The sequence below is a fragment of the Aquimarina sp. 433 genome (assembly GCF_054054605.1).
In genome coordinates, this window is sequence record NZ_JBSWZK010000001.1 from 242819 (window position 1) to 267316 (window position 24498).

Sequence of the window (24498 nt, forward strand, 5' to 3'; positions counted from 1 at the left end):
ACCACGTCTCGGTGTGGTTTTTGATGATTTTCTTACAAAATATATCAATTATGAAAACTGATACTTATACCAAAGTAGTTCTTACCATTATCGCCATTGCCTTATCTATAATTGTAATCAAAGACATCAATATTATCCCGAAAGCATATGCTAGCGAATCTTCCACACCATTAAATTATGGACTAGTACCTCTTAATGATGACGGAACCATTACTGTAAAGCTAGATACATCCGATGAAATTGATGTAAACATCAAAGGAGTAAGCACTTATGATCAATTGCGAGTAGATATTAATAAAATAAGTACAAGCGAAGAGCTAAATGTCAATCTAGATGAAGTTGGAGGAAGCTACGTTTCTAGCGGAGGTCCTATTAAAGTAAAACTTCAGAATTAAATTATAATCCTGCTGCTGCAGATGTTATTTTATCCAGTGCTCCACTTATTTTAGTAAGTACCTCGTCTTTCTGTTCTATTCCATGACGTTGTCGTAGGTATTGAGGGTCGTTATACGATATCTGTACAATACCATGATCATCTTGCGATACTAATATTTTCTGCGGAAGATCTAGTCCAGTAGATTGCGCACTCTGCATCAGAGGCGTGCCTAGTTTTGGATTGCCAAACATGATAATTTTTGTTGGATTTAGAGTTAAGCCCACAGACGCAGCATTTGCCTGATGATCTAATTGTGCGATAATCTTAAGGTTAGGATTATTTTCTATGATATCTACTAATTTTGAATAGGTTTCATCAAAACTTTGAGTGCTTTTCTTAATAATTAAACCTTGTTTTGAAGTGATTTCCATACTTTCTTCTTCTGTATTTTTCGTGGTATTAGACGTATCTTTTGTTGCTTGATTACACGAAAACAACATGAAAGCACAAAGCGTAAAAATGATCGATTGTTTCATCTGCTTATATTTTATTTTTTCTTCAATTATCAGATGGAATTTGCTAACAATCATTTCCATAGCATTCTGATTTTAATATAAAGATTGATTAGGATTACCTTTATAGTCGCAATCATTTGCATTTACATACCAAGTCATTTTTACATCTTCTATAAATTCATCACTTTTATCTATATCATGATGATCTTGGTATACCTGAGTCATTTCTCCTGTGGTTCCAAGTACAGAATGCCAATAATGAGTCTTTACAAGATTTATTTTAGGACGCTCTCGAGAAGGTGCTTGTCCCATAATTCGGTCCAGTTGCGCAAATACATGGCCTTCAGAAATCGTTAAAAATTGTGCTTCTGCAGTATGTTCTACTTCAAAAGTTCTACGCAAACGATCTTTTTTGTACTCATTTTTTATTCCCCAACCCACACGAACAACACATCCTTGTCGAACGGCTTTTTTTAGGTCATTAATATTTCCTGATAGAGGATTTCCTTGATCGTCATTGACATACACGACTTGCCATCCCTTTGATTCATTTGTAGGTTCTTCTTGTTGTTTTCCCCGATTACAAGAGCTACATATTACTACCAGAAATAATACTACGATATTTCTAAGCATTCCTTACTTTTTATACTAAGATACTAGAAAACCAAAACATTTTCTAATTTGGAAGGAGATTAACATATTGTTAAAACAGAATTGATCCAATTATAATTTTATTATAACTCTCAATGATCAAAGTTTCTAAAAAATCATTTTGACGAAAATATTGACTACATCAAACTTGTTTTCTTTATTAACTTACAAAGACTACATACCCTTTCTAAAAGATTCAGATCTACGTTTGAATTCGATTATTTTTATTCGCTGATATATCGGAAATGTAATTTATAAACGAAGAAGTTATGCTAAGAATAATTCTGAATAAAAGGTTGTATTTAGTTCCACAAGTTATTTTTTACTCCATTTATAGAAAACCTTTCAAAGCTTTTAATTCTAACTTTTCTGACTTCTTTTTCTATAAATCCTCAGCAAATAATTTAGTTTCCCTATACCAATATCCAATTCGTCAATCGATATTTTCTCGTTCCTATTATGATAATCATATGTTAGGTAGTCACCACTACTATCGTTATAAAACCTAGCTTTAGGAACTATCTCTTCATTTTTAATAGCCGACCAGCTTTTAAACTTCCCTTTATTATCTGTTATCCCTTTGTCAGAAATAATCAGTTGTGGTCTTTGGTCTTTATATAATTTTAAATTTCTATGAATTCCTATGGCTGCTCCTATAAAAAGTGCTAGTGCAAGAAAGTAATTGATTTTAAAAAAAACATAGATGCCGAAACAAATAAGCAAAACACAAAAGATAATTATAAATAGACTGCGTGATCTTGAAAAATAAATAACGGTCTTTTCCAGTGCTTTTTTATTTTCTTCAAACAAACTTCCCATTACATTTTTGATATTATATAAATAACTCCTATTACGAAAAGAGCCCAAAATACAATGCCACCATAATATAACCGAATAAACTCCCTTTTGTCCTTTTCCTTTCCTGGTAAATTATAGAAATATTGATATCCAAATACCACAACCCAAACCATACCAAAAAAGAATATCTGGATTTTATCTTTTATTGCAAGTTTGTTTTTTGATTCTTTATTATTACCAATATCAGACATTATCTACACAGCACAATAAACTTATTGTTTTAATATTACTTCGATCGCTTTTTCTAGCAATTCATCCTTGCCCGCTCTAATCCCTTTGATAGTTGGTTTTACCTCTATATCAGGAACGATGCCAATTCTTTGTGTTTCTTTTCCATCTGGATAGAGAATTCCGATACCAGAAATCATAGTTTTCAAACCTCCAGGAAGAAATATCGAAGATACATTTCCATCAGCTCCTGCTGTTGTACTTCCTATAACAGTAGTATTATCTCCTGCTCTAAATGCCATTGAAGTATACTCAGCTTGACTCTGTGATAATTCATTTACCAACACTACCAATTTCCCTTTATATGTTTTTCCGCTATTAGCTACTTTTAAGTTATCTGTGAAAGTAAATTCTCCAGGATTATCAATATTTACACTTGTAAATTTCACAAAAGGTGTAGGAGAAGAAACAAAATAAGATCCTAAACTAAACGGAACAAAGGTGGAAGGATAGTTTCTAATATCTATAATAATTCCTTTTGTATCAATGAACTCACTTTTTATAACTGGTATATCCTCTTCTTTTATATTCTGAAGTGTTATGTAACCTATATTATTTTCGAGCATTTTATAGGATTTCTCTTTACTTGGTTTATACCAGTGATAGAGATTAAGACTATCACTTGGATATAACTTTATCGATTTGCTAACCGTTTTAGAATCTGCGGTTGTAAATTCAACGTTAAGCTGATTTTTATTTGAACGTAATAAATCTGCAGATATATCTCTAAGCATACTGGCAACATTAGATGCTGGATAATATTTCGATTTTTCTTTAATTAGTTCTTTTATCGACTTACCATTAATTTTATTGATAATATCTCCTATTTGCAAACCAGTTTCTCCTTTTAGCTCTGGATTATAATAATCAGTTACCACTAAATTATCTTCTACAAAACGTACAGCTAACGGTGAAAAATTATTTCCTTTCCACTCATTAATCTTATCCGCGCCACGCCAAATATTTGCATGAGTATCCTGTATATCTCCAATTAATTGAATAGCTACCAGCTCATATGCTAACTCATCTTTTGCATTTAGAAATTTAGGAATATAATCTGCTAGCTTTGTATTCCAATCATCATCCATTAAATGTTTGTTTGGGAAGAAATAATGAATCATATTCCAATATCTATATACAGATAACAATCTAAAACCCTGATCTGGGTATGTCATTTTTGTATACGGATTTTCATTTTTAAAAATAGCGTTTCCAATATTCGGATCAACTTGCACATAGTATTGTTTACCTTGAGCACGATTATTATACACATAAAACAGTTTTTCTTTTAAGGCATCGCTCTGATTATACACCCATTTTAAATCTGGCTTTAGTGCTGCTATTTCATTTGTAGGCTTGCATTTTTTACATAATTCTATTTTTCCCAATGACTCTATCCAGTCAATTATAAGTTGATCTCTTTCAGAATTATTTTGCGCTTTGATATATTTAGGTAAAAACCTGAAAAGCTCATAATCCCAATTATGGTTTCCTTTGGCTATTTCTGGGTGATGATATTTTAGAAACCCCCAAACTCTTCCTAATAATGCTAAATCATCAACCTTCTCTGGAGATACATAAGAGATATCTATCAAAGAACCTTTATCAAACTCTTTATCGAGCTTAGCTTTTGGCAACTCTTTTTCTACTTCTTTTAGTGTTTGAACATTTTTTCCATCTATAGAAAGCGTAAAATCATCAAACCAAGCCTCTCCTCTTCCAGAAAGAATTCCTGCAATGAATATTTTTTCAGCCTCTTTCGGATAATCAAGAGTTATGCTATATTTTGCCCATTCTTTAGTTCCTGTTATTTGCTGGTTTTGCATATTATCAAATGCTAACGACGATCCATCCCCATCAACACGTAACAATAATCCAGCAAATCCTTTTTCGACATTCCTAATTTTCATAAAGCCTTCCAACTTTATCTTTTTACCTTCATAATTTGCGGGAATTCTATATGCTATACTACCAAATGAACTACCAGATTCATCGGATATAATTTTACCTGATTTTTTTCCAGAATGAGCATCTGCATCAATTACCAATTCATAATTACCCCATTTTATCCATCCATCAGAAAGTGATTTGCCTTTAGCATGATCCTCAAATCCAAGATTATACTTCTCCTTTGTCTGAGCATATGAAAAATGCAAGAACAGTATCGCAAGTGACGTTATTAGTATTTTTTTCATTGATTTGTGTTTTCGAGTTATTTCGGAAATGCTAAATATTAATGGTATTTTACTTTTTATATGTATCTTTTTAGTGCAAAATGTTACTTTAAAACATTTTCTTTTATTAAGAAAATAAAAAATCACTTAAACAATGAAATTTTTCTAAAAACCTTTACTTTTTCATGTCCATAGATTGCTACGTTCTTGGAATTATTGATAACATTTAATTGACCGGAAAAATCTCCTAACTGTATTTTCTGTTTTATATCTCCATTATCAACATTTAACACAGTTAACGTACAATTTTTTATATCTTGAATATTTTTTAAAGGTTCTACTTTATAATCTCCTTCTAAAAATATGATATGATTATTATCTAAATTAAAAAGTTTACCTCCTCTGAATTCTTCAGGATTTTTAGTTTTTATAATATCTGTTGAGGAATTATTTTGTTTTTTCTCCCAAACAAACTTATTGTTGGATACATCATATGCAAAAACTAGCATTCCAGCATTGAAGAAAACCATATCTTTTAAGACAATGAACTCTCCGTTCGAAATCCCTTTTGAAAGATCAAAATAACTTATAGCATTCAGTTGCTTATCAAGAACCATAAAACTTCTATTGCCTAAATCATCATAGATAAGTAATACGATATTTTCACCAACAATTTTCGCATCATAAATATTACAACCTTGACCAAAATCTGTTTCCGAATCTATAATCAATTGATTATTTAAAGATGTATATTTTTTTATGATCGTATTACTTGTAGACCGAGCTTGAGAAATATAAATGACCAAATCATCATTTTCATCATAAAACACATTATAGTCATCATTAATATCTTTATACGTATCAAAACTATAAGCTACAGATAGATTCTTAGTATACCGTATTACCTTATCTATTCCTCCACCTTCATACCCTTCAAAAACAATTATATCTCCTGATCTCGTAACTACTTCATCATGGTAAAACCCCATTTCTATACTATCATTCTCAAACTTCACTTCTTTGAGACTATTCTTATCTATTGGTTCTAAAGTAATTACTTGCCTAGAAGAATGACTATCGATTTTTTTATAGTAAACATGATTATTTGCGATAGCAATCGGTAATCGTTTCGAATCTCTATAAAACTTGAGCTGTTTAGAGGTGATAGAGTTCAAACAGTTTTCTGTTTTTTCTATTTTGTCAAATGCACAGTAGTATTTCTTAGTTTTAAAAAAATAATCCTCATAAGTTAATAGCTTTATAGGATTTTGGGATTCTTTCTGATGATTTTTAAAAAAATCTTTTTCATCTAAAGGTTCTAAAACCTGAGTTCTTCCTTCTATTACAAAGAAAAGCATCAAAAAGCTAATACATATTAGCCTTTTTGTTATAATCTGCATGATACGTTTTTGATAATGGTTAGTGAAGCTATTGAAATAAAACACCCTTTTATGCTTTGTTTATTTAATTCAATAGCAATACTTTTTTGGCAACAAACATTATGCCAATCCCGTATACATGGTTGCATCTAAATAATCTAACTAAACATGAAACTTATGACTTCTTTATAAATAACTAGTTTTATATTCAAACTGATTGACTAGTATCATTCCTTCTCCAACCAAAAAAGCGAATCATCATATGCCAAAATCCGTAATACTCCTTCCCTTTATGCAACCAAATATCATACGAATCACCATCTAATGTATGTATGGTAAGAATTTCAAATTCGAACTTTCTCATCATTCGATTGGGTTGAATCTCCGCAGCTTTCTCCTTTTCTTTTTTAGGAATGGAGAATCTTACTATTTGATCAATTGGTAAGAAGTACAACCGTTCATTTTGCCAAGCAATTTCTTTAGTTCCTATAAGTACCCAACACCCATTCGGATGTCCATATTTGACAATAGGAAGACCAAAATCTCTATCCGAAATATGGTTCATAAATTTATTCCTAAAAGTATCAGACATATCATCAAACAAGGCAGCATATGCAGAAGGTGCTCCATACTCCAATGCCTTTTCTATAATATTATTTTTAATTTCCTGATCCGTCATTTAAGCAAAAGATTATAATTTGCTCTAGTCTTTATTCATTATTCAATTTATATTCTTCTATAATATTTTAGAAAATACTAGAGCTAACTATACTATTTGTTATTACCATAGTTTCCTATTACCAATATTCAAAAATTCGAGAAATTTTTCCGTTCTTAAATTCAAAAAGCGTCATTTCTGGCTTTCCCTTTTTTATTTCACCATCTTTATTTTCAACAAATCTCTTTTGAGTTACAACGGCATTAAGCCCTATAATTTTATTTAAGATTTCTATATCTTCTATGGTCCCTAAATATCTTCCACTTTTTTGATTCTTAAGGTATCCGTCATAGAGTTTTTGGCGTGTATACGTACCACCATATTTTGGATGTACATAGGTGAAATCCTCGGTAAAAAGCTCGAATACATTATCAATATCTTTTGGAGTCGAATTAGCCTGAAAAATTTTAATATTTAATTCATAGTATTTTTTCACTACCGCATCCAAGGAATCTTTATGAGCTTTTTTAGCCTCCTGACTATGCATAGCGCTTGTAACCAATAAGAAAAGTATCAATCGAAATATGGAAGTTGCTTTTGAAATCATCTAAAAAACACATTTAATGTTATACATCCAAATGTATACGGACGATCCAAAACAATACGTTAATACCGAGTTAATTGTAACTTACTTAACTATTTAAAGGATCTTATCCTCTGATGTATTGAGAAGCTAAGAAATAAAAAGTTACTAACTAAAGTTTTCGCCGATACGCTTTGATATAGTTTCTTTTCTTTTTTTCATTGCCAAAAAAAGAAACAAAAAAGTCTAGACTTACAAAAAGAACCTAAGAAAATACTACACCACCCACATCCAAGAATGAAAAAAACTCACTACCGCTCAAACAGTTTTTCATCCCCAAGCCCTCGCTGCTGGTTTGATTTTCAAATTTCTTTTTGATAGGCCACTCCCATCCTATCTTATTGATTAAAAATTAGTGAAAAGATTTCAAAGCACTGCTTTGAAACGTTGCATTAATTCATATAGCAAGATGTATTACTCAATCTTAAGAACTTAGTTCTTTTTTGGAGGTAATTCTACTTGTCCATCTGGATGGATTCTGCAAATCACCTTGCTTTTTTGATCTACTATATTCAGTACAAACACAATAGGACCTTCTTTAGGAATATCTAAAAATGCCTCGCTTGTTGCTATAGATTGTAAACTTTCCAACACTGCTTCACCTGCTTTTTGCAAACATTTACTAATAAATTCTTCATCATCATCTTCGAAATATTCTCCATCTGTATCCAATGGAAAAAATGGTTCTAAATTAAATCCTCCACAGGCATCAAAGGCTTCTCCTTCAGAACCTCCACCATACCCCATAAACTCTAAGTCTGGCGGTGATGTAATTTCTCCTTGAGCCGAAAAAATAATTTTTGCCACTGGTCGTACCGGATCATAGCCAGTATACTTTGGGTTCGCATAAAACTCAAAAGACTCTAAAAGGTCTGCTTTTATCTGATCTGTAATTTGGTTGTTCATTTTTAGTTGCTAAATTATACCTTTATCATAATCTCCTCTACCCCGTTTTCCGTGAAGTGCATATAAAATATAAAAGTATACCATACATCACGCTGAGTGGTTTTTGAGTAGCAATAGTGGAGCAAAAATTATACTTCGATAGACTCAGGAGGACTATCGAGACGTTATAAAAAGCGAAAAGTATATATTTATAGCATGAAACTATCTTACGTATACATACTTAAATGTAATGATGACTTATATTATACAGGAGTAACATCAAATCTGGATCAAAGATTGTTTCATCATCATTCTGGTTATTACAAAGGTTGTTTTACCCATGATAGAAGACCTTTAGAGTTAGTATATAGCTGTGAGTTTACAGACATACAATTAGCTATTGACGTCGAAAAACAAATTAAAAAATGGTCAAGAGCTAAAAAAACAGCCTTAATTAATGGCGATTATGAGCAACTTCCTAACTTGGCAAAGAAGAAGTTTTTAAGACTCAAAAAGCCTCAATTCACCTCAACTCAAATCCTATTCTCGATACATCAACTTTTGGTGGATACTCGAATTGACGGATTTGAATTCTAAGAATATTCGATCTGGGGAAATAATCAATCAACATACCTCGTCACGTCGAGTGGTTTTTGAGTAACGATAGTGAAGCAAAAATTGTATCGAGACGCTATTCAAGAAAAAGTTAAATTCCAAGCTTTGAAAAGATCTCGATACATTTTCTTCCATTACATTTCAGAAAACACTCGATCTGACGTCACCATTCTTATAGAGATTAATACCTCCAACTTTTTAAATCTGCATCTTTGGGAGCCACTTTGGCAACTTTCTCGACATATTTTTTAATAAACATGCGATGGTATCGTAATCTACTGATATGATTACCATTTTCGTGATCGCCATTCCAGCAATGTTCGGCTCTATCTCCATAATCTACAACCCCATTATAATAAGGAGCGGTTGTTTCTGATAAGATTTCCTCGGCTAGATATACCGCATTATTGAGATAATAATTATCCATATCCCCGCAGTACAAATGAATTTTATTCTCCCAATCTTTACCGTGTTTTGCCCAATCTCGTTTCAGAATATACGCCAGATCAAAGTTCTCTTTCCAATACGCAGCAACTTCAGCATCGATTTCACCAGTAAGACGATCCCAGATTCTTTTCGGATAGCCTTCCTCATCTATTGGCGAATAGGTAGCTTCCCAAATATCCCATTGCTGTCCTGATCTACCTTTAGTTCCTAATACCAGTTCTCGATAATTCATATCACGAAGACTTGCATCTACATTACCCAAATAATCACGATGACCGGGCACTAATGTTTTTCTGAAAACACCTTCTTTATAATATGCATTTTTGTCTTCATAGATATTTACCAAACAATACGCTCTAAAATCGATAGGATCTGGACAAGCAGCAAAACACATTCCATATTCTTTAGGATATTTTACCTGTACCGCCAGCGATTCCCATCCTCCTGTACTTCCGCCGTACACAAATCGAGACCAACCTTCTCCGATTCCTCTAAACTGTTTTTCGATATGTGGGATCAATTCGTAGGTAATCGCATCTCCATAAGGTCCTTGTGCTTCGCTATTCACCGCATACGAATCGTCATAATACGGTGTAGGATGTTGTATTTTAATAGCAATAACTCTAGGAAAATCAGGACCTGTCCAGGTTTTATAAAAATCATAGGCTTCTTGCTGTACCATCACATTATAGCCTTCGACATCAAAACGCTCGCTATATTCTGGTTTTAAATCAGCATCGGGAGGAGTCATTCGAAATCCTCCAAAATCATTCGGAAAATGCCCGTGCATAATCGCCAATGGATATTTTACATCAGGATGTGTTTCCCATCCTTCAGGTAACAATACATGTGCTCCCAAATACATATCTCTACCCCAAAACTCACTTAATAATTTGCTCTTAATTTTTATATGTTTTACATACTTGGTATCCTCTGGTGCTTTGATTGGAGGTATCTTTTGATCCAACTGTATACTAATTGCAGGAAATTGCCCATCGGTAATCGTAATTTTCTGAGGAGTGGAATAGAGATTCCCTGGCGCTTTGTTCCATTGCTGTCCTTCTCCTCTATCCATTGGTAATTTAACCGTATGACCATCTGCCCTGTTAAAAGTTTCGTATTTATGAAATAATACTTGCACATAAAACTCTCCAGACGGTAATTCTGCAAAGCTACGAATTGGATATCCAAAAGCTTTCGTATCAAAAGACATTGGTTCACCTGCTTTCCAATTATTCACATCCATCCCAAAAGCTTGACAGGTTTTAGAATCATCTCTTAGCTGAAATCGAGGCTCTTTTTCTATCTGTTCTGAAATCAAAACAATTAGCCTACCGTCCAATGCCTCTTCATACTGTTCTGAAGTAAAGGAAACCTGAATCTCTGCGGTAGCACTATCAATATTGTTATTATTAGTAGTGCACGAGAAAAAAAATGAGATACTAAACAAAATAGCTACCCAAAATACATTTGGATACACGCGGTGAGTTTTTTTCATGTTGTTGATGGTTTATGAGATGATGATTTTAGTGATCTTAGATATGTTTATATAAACACTTTTTAAAGAAACGTAAATTTCTTTTGATTCAAAAAATCTCAATACATTTTCTTCCTTTACATGTCAAAAAATACTCAACCCAACTGACCTTTATCTTTTAAATGTGTGAGGAGATCAATATGCTACCTAAACTGTATACTCATGATAAAATAATGAGGGATTTTAAAACGTTTCCCCAATTCGTCTGTAGCAATATCACACTGCACTACTTCGCAATAGGAACTAGAACCATCTTTATGAACTGTTGGAGTGATTATAGCCAATACAGGATGTTTCTTTTCTAAGTCTATAGTTGTGGTTTCTTTACTTCCTAAAAAATCCTTAAGCGTATAGATGTCTGCATTGCCCTTGAGATCATAATACATTTTTTTACTTCTAAATCTATTCCCATGCATTTGTACTTTAAGTTTTCCTTGATCTAGCTTTGCATAAAAGCTTAATGTTTCCTTCTCTGATTTTATATTGAAAATATCAGATTCTCTTCCGTCAAAAAGTATTTCTCTGGAACTTTCTTTACCATTGATATACTCAATAATTTCGATACTATATGATTTACCTTTAATAGGCTTCCCTTCAAAAATAAGTTTATCCAAAAAGAGATTTTCAAAGTTAACCAGTCCTTGCAGATCCTTATTTTCAAATCCTGGTTCAATCGTCATAGTGGCTGTTTCCTGAGTAAAACCAACTATTGAAACTCCTAAAAATAGAAGTAATGTGCATGCTTGTAAATTCATGATTTTGTGTTTTTTGATGATGATATTAATGATGATATACATATACGAAGTACTATGGGAAATTGATAACCCATAGCACAACATATACAATGATTAAAGTAATTTGATTACAAATTATATTTTACGCTAAGCAACCAATATCTAGGTTGCACAACGTAGCTAGAAGTACTGTTAAACAGTTCGTTGAAACTATCACGATTGATACTTTCGGTATTAAGAATATTTGTTACCCAAAACTTATACTCCCATTTGCTATCGGGTTTTTGATAGAACAATTCTGCATCCCAAAAGCTATATTCATTTAAGGTAGTTTGTGTATCGCTATAATTGTAATAACTGTAGGATGATTTTAGTAAAAACCCTTTGGCAAACGTCCAATCTAATCGAGCAAATGGTCGGCTCGTATAGAAAGTACTTTCGGCTCCATTGTTATCATAATCATTCACAGTAATACTATATCCTAAATCAAAGTTAGGCCCTTTTCTAAAGTTAGTAGACCATTCTGTTTGATAGGTTTGAGTGAGACTAATACTCTCACTAGGCAACGCATTGACAATATTATTAAAACTAGACCAACTTAGAACCGCACTCAGATTTCCTTTGATCTTACCAAAAGTTCTGGTAAAATTACCATTGGCTGTTAGAATCTGATCAGCAAGATTAGAATTAATTGGTGTATTTACTCTATTAATTCCAGTAATTACACTTGTATTTTTAATCGGATTTCGTCTATTGCTATAACTCAATCGAGCAAAAATATTGGTGTAATTAAACATATTGAAACTAAAGTAGTTTAGCGAATAGTTATCATACAAAGCATTCTCTAAATTTCTGTTTCCTTGTGATAAGGAATTATAATTATTAAACACATATCCTTCTGCCAGATTATTAATATCCGTATAGTTAGCTGTAATAGAATAATTAAAACGAAGGCTTTCACTTTTCTTAAACTGCACCAATGCGAAAAAGTCGGGTAACACCAGCCATTCATTTTGATCAATGGTGGTACCTAATTGCTCATCTCTAAGATTATAATTATGAAGACTCACTCCTGGATTGAAGGTAAAAATACCAGTAATAAACTTATAATGAGCACTTGCGAAAATATCTCTAAAGTTATACGTTACATCATTCGAAAACTCTTCAGTATCGAAAGTATTCTGATCACCATTATCTAAGATTTGAAAAATAGAGGAATCAAAATTCTGAGTACTTAGCGTAGATCCTAAGGTAAAATTTAGATTACTCTTTTTATTTAGTACATAATAATAATCCAGTTTAGCATCTAGCTTATTGGTTTGTACAGTTTTTTGCTGATTGATATTGTATCGGTCTGATTCTTCTAGCGGATCAAAAGTATCTGAGGTTGGATCTAAAGGATCATTGATTGCCGTAAAAACTCCTCTAAAAGGTATTTCAGATCGTATGGCATTATAAAAAGGATCTTCTTCTTGGAATAAATGTTGCGCTTCAAAAGAAAAAATATTTTTAGCATCCAACGTATAATATGCATTTAGGTTTTGTTGTACCGAAAAAGGAGTATTTTCTAAACGCTCATTGATATCTTCAGAAATATTATCCCTTTCTGAAATAAAGGTATCATCTTCTTGCTGATCTGATAATTTTCCGAATATATCATAATCCAATCTAAAATTTTCGCTAGGCTTATAACTAGCACTAAGCTTTAATAATCCTAATGTACTTCTTTGTTGTGCCACATCGGATGTTTCTTCGATCGTATTATCTGTAGGATCTGGTGTATCGTCAATATAGGTTCTTCGTGTATTAGTAATCAGATCCGTTTTGGTGTTACTCACAATACCATATCCACTGATATCTAATTTTTTACTAGCGGACATGCTAAAATTAGCAGCTCCAAACTTAGTATTAATTTCATTTGCCCGATCATTTTGTAAAACAGCAAAAGCTAGATCGTCACTGGTAATATTAAAGGATGTTCCTACTCTTCCTAAATTTCTAAATCCACCTGTGAAATTAAAGTAATCTCTTCGTGTAAAAGGAACTTCTCCGATATCATTAAAATCTGTGAGTATATTAATACTGTAATTAGGACTGTAATAAAACAGCTTTGGTTTAATCAGATAACGTTCTGTGTCGCCTACTCCTGCTCCGGCAGTTATATCTCCGAACCAAAAGTTCTTTTTCCCTTCTTTAAGCTTTATGTTAATTGCTACCTGGTCTTGGTTATTTCTCAATCCACGTAATTGCCCTACATCTTCATAATTACGTAATACTTCTACTTTATCCAATGCATCTGCTGGTATGTTTTTAGTAGCTAGCTTAGAATCACCATCAAAAAAATCTTTGCCTTCTACCATTACTTTAGACACTGTCTTACCCTCTACTTCAATTTCTCCGTCATCATTGACTTCTATTCCAGGAAGCTTATCCAATACATCTCCTAATTTTTTTTCGTTTCCATTAGTAAATGAATCGGTATTATACACCAGCGTATCACCCTTAACTACTACCGGAATTTCATATACAATTTCTACCTCATCCAAACTGTTTTCGTCGGAAGTCATCTGAAAATCTATCTGCTCATCTTCTGTAGTAATCGTAATTGTTCTGTCTTTTGCAGAAAGCCCTATAAAACTAACTTTTAATAGATAGGTTTGATTGACTGGTACGGATAAACTATATTTTCCTTTACTATTGGTAATACCATAAGCTGTCATGGCATTGTCTGATTTTTTGTAGGCAATTACATTAGCCATTTCTAATGGATTTCCCACAGAATCTTTTACAAATCCTGTGATTTGTACTTTTTGAGCGGACATAGTCATCCCTACCAAAAAGATGGTAAACAGTATCTTTTGTTTCATGTTTTTTGATTAATTTTTAAAGAATTTAGTTTCTTCTTCCTCCGCCAAATCCTCCTCTTCCGGGTCGTTGTGTACTAAATTGTTCGATCATTTCTTCGACTTTCTTTTTCGTGATTTCATCAAACTCGGCTTGCGAAACTTCTTTCCCTTTTGTTGGTGCTTTTATTTCTTCTCTTTCCTCTGCATTTAGCACTATTTTATTACATAATAATGTGGTTCTACCTTCCTGAATTTCTAAAATTAAACCCGGCAATCCCCAGTACAATCCTGGACCTTGACTGATAGGGATTTCGGGAGTATACCAAGCTACTACTTCGATCTCATCAGGTATTTCTGGTCGTTCTGGAGCATCACCTGCATTTGCCTGATCACCAGATCCCTTTTCTCTTTGATCTCTAAGTTCTCTAGCCTTTCGTCTCATCGCTCTCCAATCCATAACTTCACTAACCTTCTTAGTTGTAACAGCTTTAAAACAAATATAATTCCCAATTTTTTTGGTTTCATTTACCATGGTCCATTGGTAGGTTTGCAAGGAATCTTTGATCAAGAAGTTTTTACCATAAAATTCTCTTTGATCATAATACTCTCCTTTTTTTACATCCTTATAATAATTATTAGAAGTAAAACCTGATAGCATAGCTCCCCATCTTCCACCTCCACCTGTGGTCTCTAATTGTGCTTCTTCTTTATAAGTAGCAGCACTTTTATCGAAGGTGAGTATGAATGTTTTTTCGAAAGCAGATTTCATTCTTTCGGCGATTGCTTTTTTCTGATCTTCCGAAAGTTGGCGTCCGCCAAAATTCATATCCATCCCTGTTTTACTAAAATAATACGCTTTTCCCTGAAAGTCTTGTGCGATTGTTAATGAGGTTACTAAGACGGCAACCAGTGTACTTATTGTCTTCATAATAGGCAGTTTTAAAATGATAAGACTATGATATCTCTACACGGTTTAATCCATAAAAGTTAATTAAATCCTAAAAAACAACTACTCACTTTTAGATCATTCGCTTTAGTAAAATCACTACCTGATACATTTTGCCTTTTGCATCTTTTACTTGGATGGTTGTTTTTTTCTGATCTTGTTTTAAATGCTTTTTCCATTCATTCAATTCTTTACCGTCATATCCATCTATCTTGATTAATTCATCACCTTCTCTAATACCTTTTTGATATGCCTCACTTTCCTTTGCCACATAACTCACTAGGATTTTATCCGACACTTTTTCAACGCCAATTCCACTGGTAGGGAACTCAAAAGGTGTATTAAATTTTGAATTGGGTTTTAGATAGAATAGTTGATTTTTATAATCTAAGATCATATCGAATCGGTTGATGATTTTGGCTCCTAAAATCCCAGTATAACTAGAAGAAGCAGAAACACCTTCCTTTCCTTCTGAAATATCAATCGGAATATCAGTGAACTCAAAATCCTCTAAAGACAAGTTTTCAATAGTCCCTTTGGTATAAGTAGTAGATTTATTTAGTCCTCTTGCTTTACCTTTTATTGTTTTACCGGTTCGATTTTTAAGATCATGCTGTAATGCATACGGTGTATTAAACAATAAGCTCATATTAGCACCACTATCGAATAAGAAGTTCCCAGTTTTCGTACTTCCATCTCTTAGCGTAAAAGTAAGCTCCATTTGTGGTATCGGAGTACCATCAAATCTCATTGGAATTTTGGTAAACGTATCCAATTCAGAAATTTGATCCTCTTGCTTATATAATATAATTGTATTTGCCTGAAAATCGAAACGCGTTTGATACCGTTTTAGAACATCGTAACCTATAATTCCTTGAATTTTTCTACCTGATCGCTGAGAAAGCTTTTGTAAATCCACCAGAACCAGATTTGAATTTGAAAATACCACATCCCCTACCTTTAAGCTTTGATTAGTAGCAATATGATAGGTTTGTGAACCATTGGCTCCTTGTGCGCTCTGAGAATAGTTGGATTTTATGTTCAGGGATTTTGCTACAGTACTGTCCAAAACTCCAATAGACGCTCCTGTGTCAAACACAAAATCCAAATATTCTTCGTGCTCATTTACTTTTACCTTGATAAAAACGAGTCCGTCTTCTTCAAACGGTATGGTTGTTACCTGAGCTTGAACGCAAAACGTGTATAATAAAACCATTAGAAAAGAAATCCTGTTCATTTTTTGATTGTTTTGATTGATGTTATATGATTATCCTCCTATTCTAATTTCTATACTATTACCGTCATCTCGCCTTGGCAATCTGTCTTGCATTTCTTTCATTTTCTTACTCATGATTTCTTCAAATCTGGTTTCGGTGACTTCTTTACCTTTGGTTGGTGCTTCAATTTCTATTTTTTTATTGGGATTAAGTACTATTTTATTACACAAAATTCGTAAATCACCATCATTCACTTCCATAATTAATCCTGGTAATCCCCAATAATTAGACGGACCATTATTCACAGGAATCTCTGGTGTATACCAAACCACTACTTCAATCTCTTTTGTTTCTGGTTCGGACTTTTCTTCATCGTCATTTACTCTTAACTCTCTTATAATTTCCTGAGTTCTGGTCATTGTAGCTTTATAGCAATTATAATTTCCTATTTTTTTGTTTTCATTAGCAAGTTTCCAGTTATAATGAGTTAAGGTATCTTTTACCAAAAACATCTTACCGAGCATATCTCGCTGCGCAACAAACTTTTCATCTTTTGTATTCTTATATAAGATATCTGAAGCTCCTGACCCTGCAACCATTATTTGCATTCCTGAAGCTGGCTGTGGTGCTCCTAAACTTTCTTCTTCTTTATAAACCGAAGCAGATTTATTAAATCGCAAAGTATATTCCTTCTGAAACTGTTTGCGCATCATTTCATGAATTTGCTTCTGCATTTCAGAGTTTATTTGCGTACTGTCTAATTGTATTTCTAATTTCCTATCGGTACTGTAGGTAGCAATGCCTTGAAAATCTTGAGCAGTAACACTTCCGATTACGGATAAGGTAATAATAATGATAAGTCTTATCATGTCTATTTATTTTAAAAGGGTTTCTAATTTATTTTTTAATTCTGTGGCTTCTCCCATTTTCATCCCTCCATTTTCATCTCTGATATAGGGAATTCCATTTGCGATATGACTAATAGCTCCGTTTTTATCTAGGAGTACATTCTTAGGAAAAGCTTGTATTTCTAAAGTATCAATATATTCCTGAGCGTCAACTACCTGAATAAAATCAAAGTTGTGCTTTTGTAAAAATGCTTCAACTTTTTCTTTAGGTTCATAAGTAACCGCTACAAAATTGATGCGATCTCCGTACTCTTTTTTTAATTGGTTTAGTTCTGGCATCTCATCAATACATGGTTTGCATTTCGTAAACCAAAAATTTAATAAGGTAGGCTTCCCTTCTAATTCATTGGTATACAATCGATCTCCGGATAATCCTACTAAAGAAGCGTATGGTAGTTTTTTATTCTTTAATGAATGTAACTTACTTTTCGTTGTTGTCGAACCATTAAGATTCACATGAAAACCAAAATCATGGATAATGGAATCTTTCTTGAAACTAGTATCTTTAATTTCAATTTCCACAATTGCTTTTTCACTGATTTTATGAATTTTATCAGCTATTTTTTGTTCTGCTTCTTTTAATTCAGCTTCATTAAACAAATCTCCATTGGCATTTCTATAATAATTGGATTGCGCTTGAATCATTACTGACGTCAATATCGCAATAAAGAGTACGATCGGTTTTTTCATTTACATTTTAGTTTTATATGATTTGTACATCACAAAGATGAAAACCTAATGCAAACAAAACCGTTAACCAGTGTTAACGAGTGTTAACCGATTCATTTTATATCATTTAAGAATCCTATTTTTGGGGTATGCAAAAGAATCGTTATAAAAATATCTTATACTTTATTGTCTTTGTAATTCTGGTTACATTAAGTATCCAGGTTTACTGGAATTTTAAAAACTATGTTGCTGGTAAACAACAATTAATCAATGAAGTACAAATAAGTTTGGATCATGCTGTAGATCAATATTACACAGACTTAGCAGAGAAAAATACTATTGGGTTTTCTTCAGATTCCTCTAATATCAATTCTTTCCTCAAACAAAATAGTTTTAGAAGTTTGCTTAAAGAAATAGATTCGGGCACCGTTGACTTTAAGAGTTATACTTTTTCTGAAGGATTAGATCATAGCGACATTAAAATTTACAGAGGTATTTCTGTAGATAGCATGGATCGTTTGAATAGTATCAACCCTTGTAAAAACAGTCCTTGTCCAGATACTTTAGAGATTTTAGAATATACAGATACGCTAAACCTACCTAAGATATTTACATCCAGACAAAAAGCTTTCGAACAATTAACCTCAAAAATCATTATCTCGATTAGTGAAGATTCGTTAAACTTAAAAACTTTAGATACTATAATTGCAGATCAATTACAGCGCAAAAAACTAGGCATCTCTTACGGCATTACATTTCAGGATAAAAGAGGAGCTTCATATGTGTTCAATCCTGACATCATAAGTAGGTCAGATCTAACTACCAAAACGAAATCTTCTTACTTACCCAGAGGAAGTTCTTTAGAAATGTCTTTTACAAATACGACACTTCCTATCCTAAAGAAAAACCTGATTGGTATCGTATTATCTTTTCTTCTGGTAGCGGCTGTTATTGGATGCTTATTATATCTACTCAGAATTATTAATCATCAAAAGCAATTGGCAGAACTAAAAAATGATTTGATTAGTAATATTACTCATGAATTTAAAACGCCAATCGCTACTATTAGCGCAGCACTAGAGGGGATTCAAAATTTTAATACAGAAAATGATCCACAAAAAACAAAAAAATATGTAGAAATGTCTTCTGATCAGTTAGGAAAACTGAACACTATGGTAGAAAAAATATTAGAAACTGCTACTCTTAATAGTGATGAGTTGGAACTAAACCTTGAAGAAATCAACTTAGTGGATTTAACGCAAACTATTATTAGTCGATATCAAGCTAATACTAGTGAAAAGGAAATAAATTTTGAGAGTTCACATAACAATATTTGGAAAAAGGTAGATCCATTTCATTTTGAAAATGCTATTAATAATATTATTGACAATGCTATTAAATATGGTGGTGATCATATTGAAGTTTCTTTACAAAACACCAATCCTAATATTATTTTAGAGATAAAAGATAATGGTACTTCTCTTACGAAATCTCAGAAAGATAGAATCTTTGAAAAATTTTATCGAGTTCCTAAAGGGAATACCCATGATGTAAAAGGATTTGGTATTGGTTTATTTTATACGAAAACCATTATCGAAAAACACGAAGGAACCATTGCTTTACTACTAGATCAAGGTCATACTAATTTTAAGATAACACTACCCAATGGATAATATTGTTGAAATCGTACTGGCAGAAGATGAACCTTCTTTAGGTCAGATCATAAAGGAAAGTTTGGAAACAAGAAACTTTAAAGTACATCTCGCTAAAAATGGTGAAGAAGCCTACGCTTTATATTCTTCTATTTCCCCTAAATTATTGGTGTTAGATGTGATGATGCCCAAAAAAGATGGATTTACTTTGGCAAAAGAAATTAGATTGGAGGACGATACGATTCCCATCATTTTTCTTACTGCAAAATCGCAAACGCAAGATGTGGTAGAAGGATTTACGATTGGCGGTAATGATTATCTTAAAAAACCCTTTAGCATGGAAGAGTTAATTGTTCGCATTAATAATCTGTTGCACAGAACCAGAACACAACAAAATTCGGAAGCGCTAACTGTAGGTAAGTATACTTTTGATTTCCCGAAACAAACACTCACTTTCGAGGATGAATCTCATCAGCTAACTCATAGAGAAGCGCATTTACTTTTCCATTTAATCAAAAACAAAAATCAGGTATTGGATCGTTCTATGATTTTGAAGAAATTATGGGGAGATGATGATTTCTTTAATGGTAGAAGCATGGACGTATTTATCACTAAGCTTAGAAAGAAATTAAAACAGGATGATGCTATTCAGATTATTAATGTACGAGGTTTTGGGTATAAGTTAGTTTGTTAAAACTGGTCTTATTTTTGTACTTTGCTGATTCATGAAAAAAATTCTTCTGTATTTTATTCTAGTTGCATCTATACAAATCAGTTTCGCACAAAGAAATGTCACCCTTAACGATTCTATTTCTTTAAATGCGGATATATTTTTAGGTGTAGATTCTTTTGGTGCTATTTATTATCAAAAAGAAAATATTTTTTATAAAAAATGGAACAATCAAGAATGGCAATTTGGTGATTTTATTTTGGGTGAACTTACCCAAGTATCTATTTTAAATCCTTTAAAAATTGTATTATTCTATGAAACCTCGAATACATTAGTTACAGTAGACAAGTATCTATCAGAAATCGATCGTGTAAATTTTAATACTATCGCAGAGTTTAAAAATGTTTCTTTAATGACTCCAGCCAATGATAACAGTGTTTGGATTTTTGATAATAACACACAACAACTGGATATTTTCAATACTGTTTCTGAAAAAACATTGGTTACGACACAACCTCTAAATGAACTTCCAAAATCGTTACAAAGCACCTTTAATTACTGCTGGGTTCTTACGGATCAAACCTTAACTCAGTATAATATTTATGGAAGCTTATTACGTCAGATACAAAACGAAGGATATCAAAATATAAAGATTATTAATAACGATTTAATTCTTCAAAAAGAAGATGGTTTGTATTATTATCGCACGAAGACGGAAGAAATCGAAAAAATAAATCTTCCAGAAATTCATATAAAACAGTTTCATGTTACTAATGAAATCCTTTATATTTACCAACAAAGTACGATTTACAGTTTTGACCTAACACCCCGAAAAAATTAATCAACTATGCATGTAGCCATTGCAGGAAATATTGGTGCCGGAAAGACAACACTAACTAAATTATTGGCCAAACATTATCGATGGGAACCTCAATTCGAAGATGTTTTAGAAAATCCTTATTTAGAAGATTTTTACAACAAAATGGAGCGTTGGTCTTTTAACCTACAAATCTATTTCTTAAACAGTCGTTTTAGACAAATTCTTGAAATACGAGAAAGCGGAAAAGATATCATACAAGACAGAACGATCTATGAAGATGCATATATCTTTGCACCTAACCTTCATGCCATGGGATTAATGACCAATCGTGATTTTGAAAATTACAGATCACTATTTGACCTTATGGAAAGTGTTGTTGAAGGTCCAGACTTGTTGATTTATCTAAGAAGTAGCATACCAAACCTAGTGGCCCAAATTCATAAACGAGGACGCGAATACGAAAACACTATCAGCATTGACTATTTAAGTCGTCTTAATGAGCGTTATGAGGCTTGGGCACATGGTTATGACAAAGGAAATTTACTTATTGTAGATGTTGACCATCTAAACTTTGTAGATAATCCTGAAGATCTCGGAAATATTATTAACCGTATTGATGCAGAATTAAACGGTTTATTCTAAAAATAAAAAAAGACCTTTCGATTAGAAAGGTCTTTCTTTTTTAGCTTACTTCAGTAAGTCTCTTTTATTCTAACAGGTTTTAAGATGTTTGTTCACCACCTTCATTTTCTGTATTTGAATCGTCTTCTTTAACTGCTTTTTCTAAAGACTTTTCTACTTCTTCTCCAGCTTCTTTTACTGCTTGCTCTACTTCTTTTTCAACTTCGGCAGCGTCTTTTTTAGCTTCTTCTATAGAAGTTTCTACCTCTTTTTGTACTTCGCTGGTTTCTTCAGTCGTAGTTTCTGTTTCTTTATTTGTATCTCTACAAGAAACAAACATTACATTTAAAGTAAATAAAAACGCTAAGGCTAACATTACTTTTTTCATAATAAAAAAATTTTAGTTGTTATTATATGGGTATAACGGTATTCTAATCCCACTATTTCTATTACCTTGGTAATGTTTTCACAAAAATTCTTAATTTTTTTAACATAATGAATTTCAGCGACTTATTTCATTTTCTTTCAGAATTACAAAAAAACAATCACAAAGAATGGATGGATGCTAACCGAAAATGGTATCAAGAAGTACGAAATTTTTTCATCAATTGGCTGGATGATGTAGAAGTAAAACTTATAAAAATTGATCCAGATTATTTTCCGACTTCTGGTAAAAAAGGTATTAGCCGTATTAATAATAATCTTCTTTTTCATCCTAACAAGCCTGTTTATAAAGATCATTTTGGCGCTGGATTGGATCAGCTTTCTAAACAAGGAGATTTTTATATAGAGATTGGTCTTTCACAATGTGTCCTGGCAGGAGGATTTTGGCGTCCTGATACTAAAGTTTTAAATAGTATTAGAGAAGCGATTGATTACAATGGAGAAGAATTGATTAAAATTATCAATAAAAAAAGCTTTAAAAACATGTTTGGTGATTTATATGATGACGGTAATAACCTTACCAAAGCACCCAAAGGTTATGCGATGGATCATGAATATATCAATCTATTGCAGAAGAAAACATTTGCAGTAGCCTATGAACTGGAACAAGATGAAGTACTACAACCAGGTTTTACAGAAAAAGTAATCGAAGTGTATCAAGAAATGCTTCCGTTTAGAAGATACTTACGCCAAGCAGTAACGGTTTAAGCCTGTTCTAGTTTCTTACTTAAGTATTCTATTATGGTATGAGTAGCACCTGTATTACTATTAATAAAATGACCAGCGATCATTCCTGTTTGCTGTCTGAATTTTTTATTATCAATCAGCTCATTCATAATTCTGGTAAACTCTGTAGTGTTTGTAACTGAGAACAATCCAGCTAATTTCTGAAGTTGTTTTGCTTCTCTAAACTTATCAAAATTTTGTCCGATTATAATCGGTATTCCAAATGTAGCAGGTTCCAAAATATTATGTAATCCTGAAGTACCCATGGCTCCACCTACATAAGCGATATCACCATAACTATACACACGTGATAAATACCCAATAGTATTCATTATAAATATCGAATATTCTTTCAGGCTCTTCCCCTCTTTTTCGGAAAAAAGAACAGTCTTTGATGTAAGCTTTTGTCTCAATTTCTGTACACCGCTATCCTTGATTTCGTGCGGAGCAACAATAAAACAAACATCTTTTGGAGCTTGATTTATAAAATCAACAAACACTTCCTCATCTTCCGGCCAAGAACTTCCAATAACGATACAAATTCTATTATCAATAAAATTGGAGATAAAATCTACCTTATTATCCATTTCAATCTGATGAGAAACTCTATCAAAACGTGTATCTCCGCTTATGGTAACATTAGTAAACCCAACTGTTTCAAGTAAATTTTTAGATGTTGTATCTTGCACAAAAAAGTGCTCTACTTTTTGCAAGGCATTTCTCATAAAACCTCCATACCATTTAAAAAATGACTGATCTTCTCTAAACGCTGCAGAAATAATACTAATAGGAGTATCATTAACTTTTAATGCGTTCAGATAATTTGGCCAAAACTCATACTTCACAAAAACAGCAAGTTTCGGATTTACCAATTGAACGAACCGTTTCGCATTTCTTTTAGTATCTATCGGTAGATACGTGATAATATCTGCCAACGTACTATTCTTTTTAATTTCATATCCAGAAGGAGAGAAAAAAGTAATCAAAAGTTTATAGTTTGGGTGCTTCTTTTTTAATTCCTCCATAACAGGTACTCCTTGTTCATATTCTCCTAAAGAAGCGCAATGAAACCAAATAATTTGATCTTCAGATTCTATACGTTTTTCTAAAACCTCAAAAATTGTTTTTCTGCCTTGAACAAATAATTTGAGTTTGGGGCTTAACAATCCAATGATCGGAAGCAAACTGTTAAATACAGCTATGAAAACATTGTATAAAAAATTCAAGAGTCTAGGTTTTTATCTGCTGCTAAAATACAGCTCTTTCCTATAAAAAAATA

At 32.5% G+C, this 24498-nt stretch carries 23 protein-coding genes and 1 pseudogene; 7 read left to right on the plus strand and 17 right to left on the minus strand.

Annotated features, from left to right (window positions below):
• The first annotated feature begins 50 nt into the window (after positions 1–50).
• Positions 51–395 (plus strand): hypothetical protein, encoded by a 345-nt coding sequence (locus ACWNT5_RS01090; RefSeq protein WP_299603187.1) that lies wholly within the window; start codon positions 51–53, stop codon positions 393–395.
• 1 nt (position 396) lies between these two features.
• On the opposite strand, the gene ACWNT5_RS01095 is transcribed toward ACWNT5_RS01090, so the two are convergent.
• The 8 genes from ACWNT5_RS01095 to ACWNT5_RS01130 all read right to left on the minus strand — a co-directional run bounded on the left by ACWNT5_RS01095 (position 397) and on the right by ACWNT5_RS01130 (position 8388).
• Entirely contained in the window at positions 397–912 is a 516-nt protein-coding gene (locus tag ACWNT5_RS01095; protein ID WP_456516361.1) for a DUF302 domain-containing protein, read from the minus strand.
• A 72-nt stretch (positions 913–984) separates the two neighbouring features.
• Entirely contained in the window at positions 985–1524 is a 540-nt protein-coding gene (locus tag ACWNT5_RS01100; RefSeq protein ID WP_456516362.1) for a hypothetical protein, read from the minus strand.
• A gap of 378 nt (positions 1525–1902) precedes the next feature.
• The gene (locus ACWNT5_RS01105; protein ID WP_456516363.1) at positions 1903–2361 is read right to left on the minus strand and encodes a hypothetical protein; all 459 of its coding nucleotides are present in this window, start codon (positions 2359–2361) and stop codon (positions 1903–1905) included.
• Between the two features lie 251 nt (positions 2362–2612).
• Positions 2613–4823 (minus strand): S41 family peptidase, encoded by a 2211-nt coding sequence (locus ACWNT5_RS01110; protein ID WP_456516364.1) that lies wholly within the window; start codon positions 4821–4823, stop codon positions 2613–2615.
• Between the two features lie 122 nt (positions 4824–4945).
• Positions 4946–6202, minus strand: coding sequence for a hypothetical protein (locus ACWNT5_RS01115; RefSeq protein ID WP_456516365.1), 1257 nt, complete (start codon positions 6200–6202; stop codon positions 4946–4948).
• A gap of 187 nt (positions 6203–6389) precedes the next feature.
• A complete protein-coding gene (locus ACWNT5_RS01120; RefSeq protein WP_456516366.1) occupies positions 6390–6860 on the minus strand; it encodes a hypothetical protein in 471 nt (156 codons plus the stop codon).
• A 118-nt stretch (positions 6861–6978) separates the two neighbouring features.
• The gene (locus ACWNT5_RS01125) at positions 6979–7446 is read right to left on the minus strand and encodes a nuclear transport factor 2 family protein (RefSeq protein ID WP_456516367.1); all 468 of its coding nucleotides are present in this window, start codon (positions 7444–7446) and stop codon (positions 6979–6981) included.
• A gap of 468 nt (positions 7447–7914) precedes the next feature.
• The gene (locus ACWNT5_RS01130) at positions 7915–8388 is read right to left on the minus strand and encodes a hypothetical protein (RefSeq protein WP_456516368.1); all 474 of its coding nucleotides are present in this window, start codon (positions 8386–8388) and stop codon (positions 7915–7917) included.
• 195 nt (positions 8389–8583) lie between these two features.
• Here ACWNT5_RS01130 and ACWNT5_RS01135 point away from each other — a divergent pair.
• A pseudogene (locus tag ACWNT5_RS01135) lies at positions 8584–8868 on the plus strand (GIY-YIG nuclease family protein); the annotation flags it as partial.
• 295 nt (positions 8869–9163) lie between these two features.
• Here ACWNT5_RS01135 and ACWNT5_RS01140 read toward each other — a convergent pair.
• From ACWNT5_RS01140 to ACWNT5_RS01170, 7 genes are all read right to left on the minus strand, one after another.
• Complete coding sequence (locus ACWNT5_RS01140; protein WP_299603214.1) at positions 9164–10927, minus strand: alpha/beta hydrolase-fold protein; 1764 nt, start codon at positions 10925–10927, stop codon at positions 9164–9166.
• 182 nt (positions 10928–11109) lie between these two features.
• On the minus strand, positions 11110–11721 hold the full coding sequence (locus tag ACWNT5_RS01145; RefSeq protein WP_299603217.1) for a hypothetical protein: 612 nt from the start codon (positions 11719–11721) through the stop codon (positions 11110–11112).
• A 107-nt stretch (positions 11722–11828) separates the two neighbouring features.
• Complete coding sequence (locus ACWNT5_RS01150; protein ID WP_456516369.1) at positions 11829–14567, minus strand: carboxypeptidase-like regulatory domain-containing protein; 2739 nt, start codon at positions 14565–14567, stop codon at positions 11829–11831.
• Positions 14568–14592: 25 nt separating this feature from the next.
• Positions 14593–15474, minus strand: coding sequence for a GLPGLI family protein (locus tag ACWNT5_RS01155; protein WP_456516370.1), 882 nt, complete (start codon positions 15472–15474; stop codon positions 14593–14595).
• Between the two features lie 91 nt (positions 15475–15565).
• Positions 15566–16729 (minus strand): aspartyl protease family protein, encoded by a 1164-nt coding sequence (locus ACWNT5_RS01160; protein ID WP_456516371.1) that lies wholly within the window; start codon positions 16727–16729, stop codon positions 15566–15568.
• A 30-nt stretch (positions 16730–16759) separates the two neighbouring features.
• Positions 16760–17578 (minus strand): GLPGLI family protein, encoded by an 819-nt coding sequence (locus ACWNT5_RS01165; RefSeq protein WP_456516372.1) that lies wholly within the window; start codon positions 17576–17578, stop codon positions 16760–16762.
• Positions 17579–17584: 6 nt separating this feature from the next.
• The gene (locus tag ACWNT5_RS01170; RefSeq protein WP_456516373.1) at positions 17585–18307 is read right to left on the minus strand and encodes a TlpA family protein disulfide reductase; all 723 of its coding nucleotides are present in this window, start codon (positions 18305–18307) and stop codon (positions 17585–17587) included.
• Between the two features lie 128 nt (positions 18308–18435).
• On the opposite strand from ACWNT5_RS01170, the gene ACWNT5_RS01175 reads away from it, so the two are divergent.
• The 4 genes from ACWNT5_RS01175 to ACWNT5_RS01190 are packed head-to-tail and all read left to right on the plus strand — an operon-like array spanning position 18436 to position 22070.
• A complete protein-coding gene (locus tag ACWNT5_RS01175; RefSeq protein ID WP_299603229.1) occupies positions 18436–19959 on the plus strand; it encodes a sensor histidine kinase in 1524 nt (507 codons plus the stop codon).
• Positions 19952–20632 carry a response regulator transcription factor gene (locus ACWNT5_RS01180; RefSeq protein WP_299603231.1) on the plus strand — a complete coding sequence of 227 codons (681 nt, stop codon included), beginning with the start codon at positions 19952–19954 and terminating at the stop codon, positions 20630–20632. The genes ACWNT5_RS01175 and ACWNT5_RS01180 overlap by 8 nt, the downstream gene beginning before the upstream one ends.
• Positions 20633–20663: 31 nt before the next feature.
• A complete protein-coding gene (locus ACWNT5_RS01185; protein ID WP_456516374.1) occupies positions 20664–21449 on the plus strand; it encodes a hypothetical protein in 786 nt (261 codons plus the stop codon).
• A 6-nt stretch (positions 21450–21455) separates the two neighbouring features.
• Positions 21456–22070 carry a deoxynucleoside kinase gene (locus tag ACWNT5_RS01190; protein WP_219006751.1) on the plus strand — a complete coding sequence of 205 codons (615 nt, stop codon included), beginning with the start codon at positions 21456–21458 and terminating at the stop codon, positions 22068–22070.
• 79 nt (positions 22071–22149) lie between these two features.
• Here ACWNT5_RS01190 and ACWNT5_RS01195 read toward each other — a convergent pair whose 3' ends face one another.
• Positions 22150–22437, minus strand: coding sequence for a hypothetical protein (locus ACWNT5_RS01195; RefSeq protein ID WP_299603242.1), 288 nt, complete (start codon positions 22435–22437; stop codon positions 22150–22152).
• A 107-nt stretch (positions 22438–22544) separates the two neighbouring features.
• Between ACWNT5_RS01195 and ACWNT5_RS01200 the strand changes: the two genes are divergently transcribed.
• Entirely contained in the window at positions 22545–23201 is a 657-nt protein-coding gene (locus tag ACWNT5_RS01200) for a DUF2461 domain-containing protein (protein WP_299603244.1), read from the plus strand.
• On the opposite strand, the gene ACWNT5_RS01205 is transcribed toward ACWNT5_RS01200, so the two are convergent.
• On the minus strand, positions 23198–24445 hold the full coding sequence (locus ACWNT5_RS01205; protein ID WP_456516375.1) for a 3-deoxy-D-manno-octulosonic acid transferase: 1248 nt from the start codon (positions 24443–24445) through the stop codon (positions 23198–23200). The two genes, ACWNT5_RS01200 and ACWNT5_RS01205, sit on opposite strands and share 4 nt — an antisense overlap.
• Positions 24446–24498: the final 53 nt, after the last annotated feature.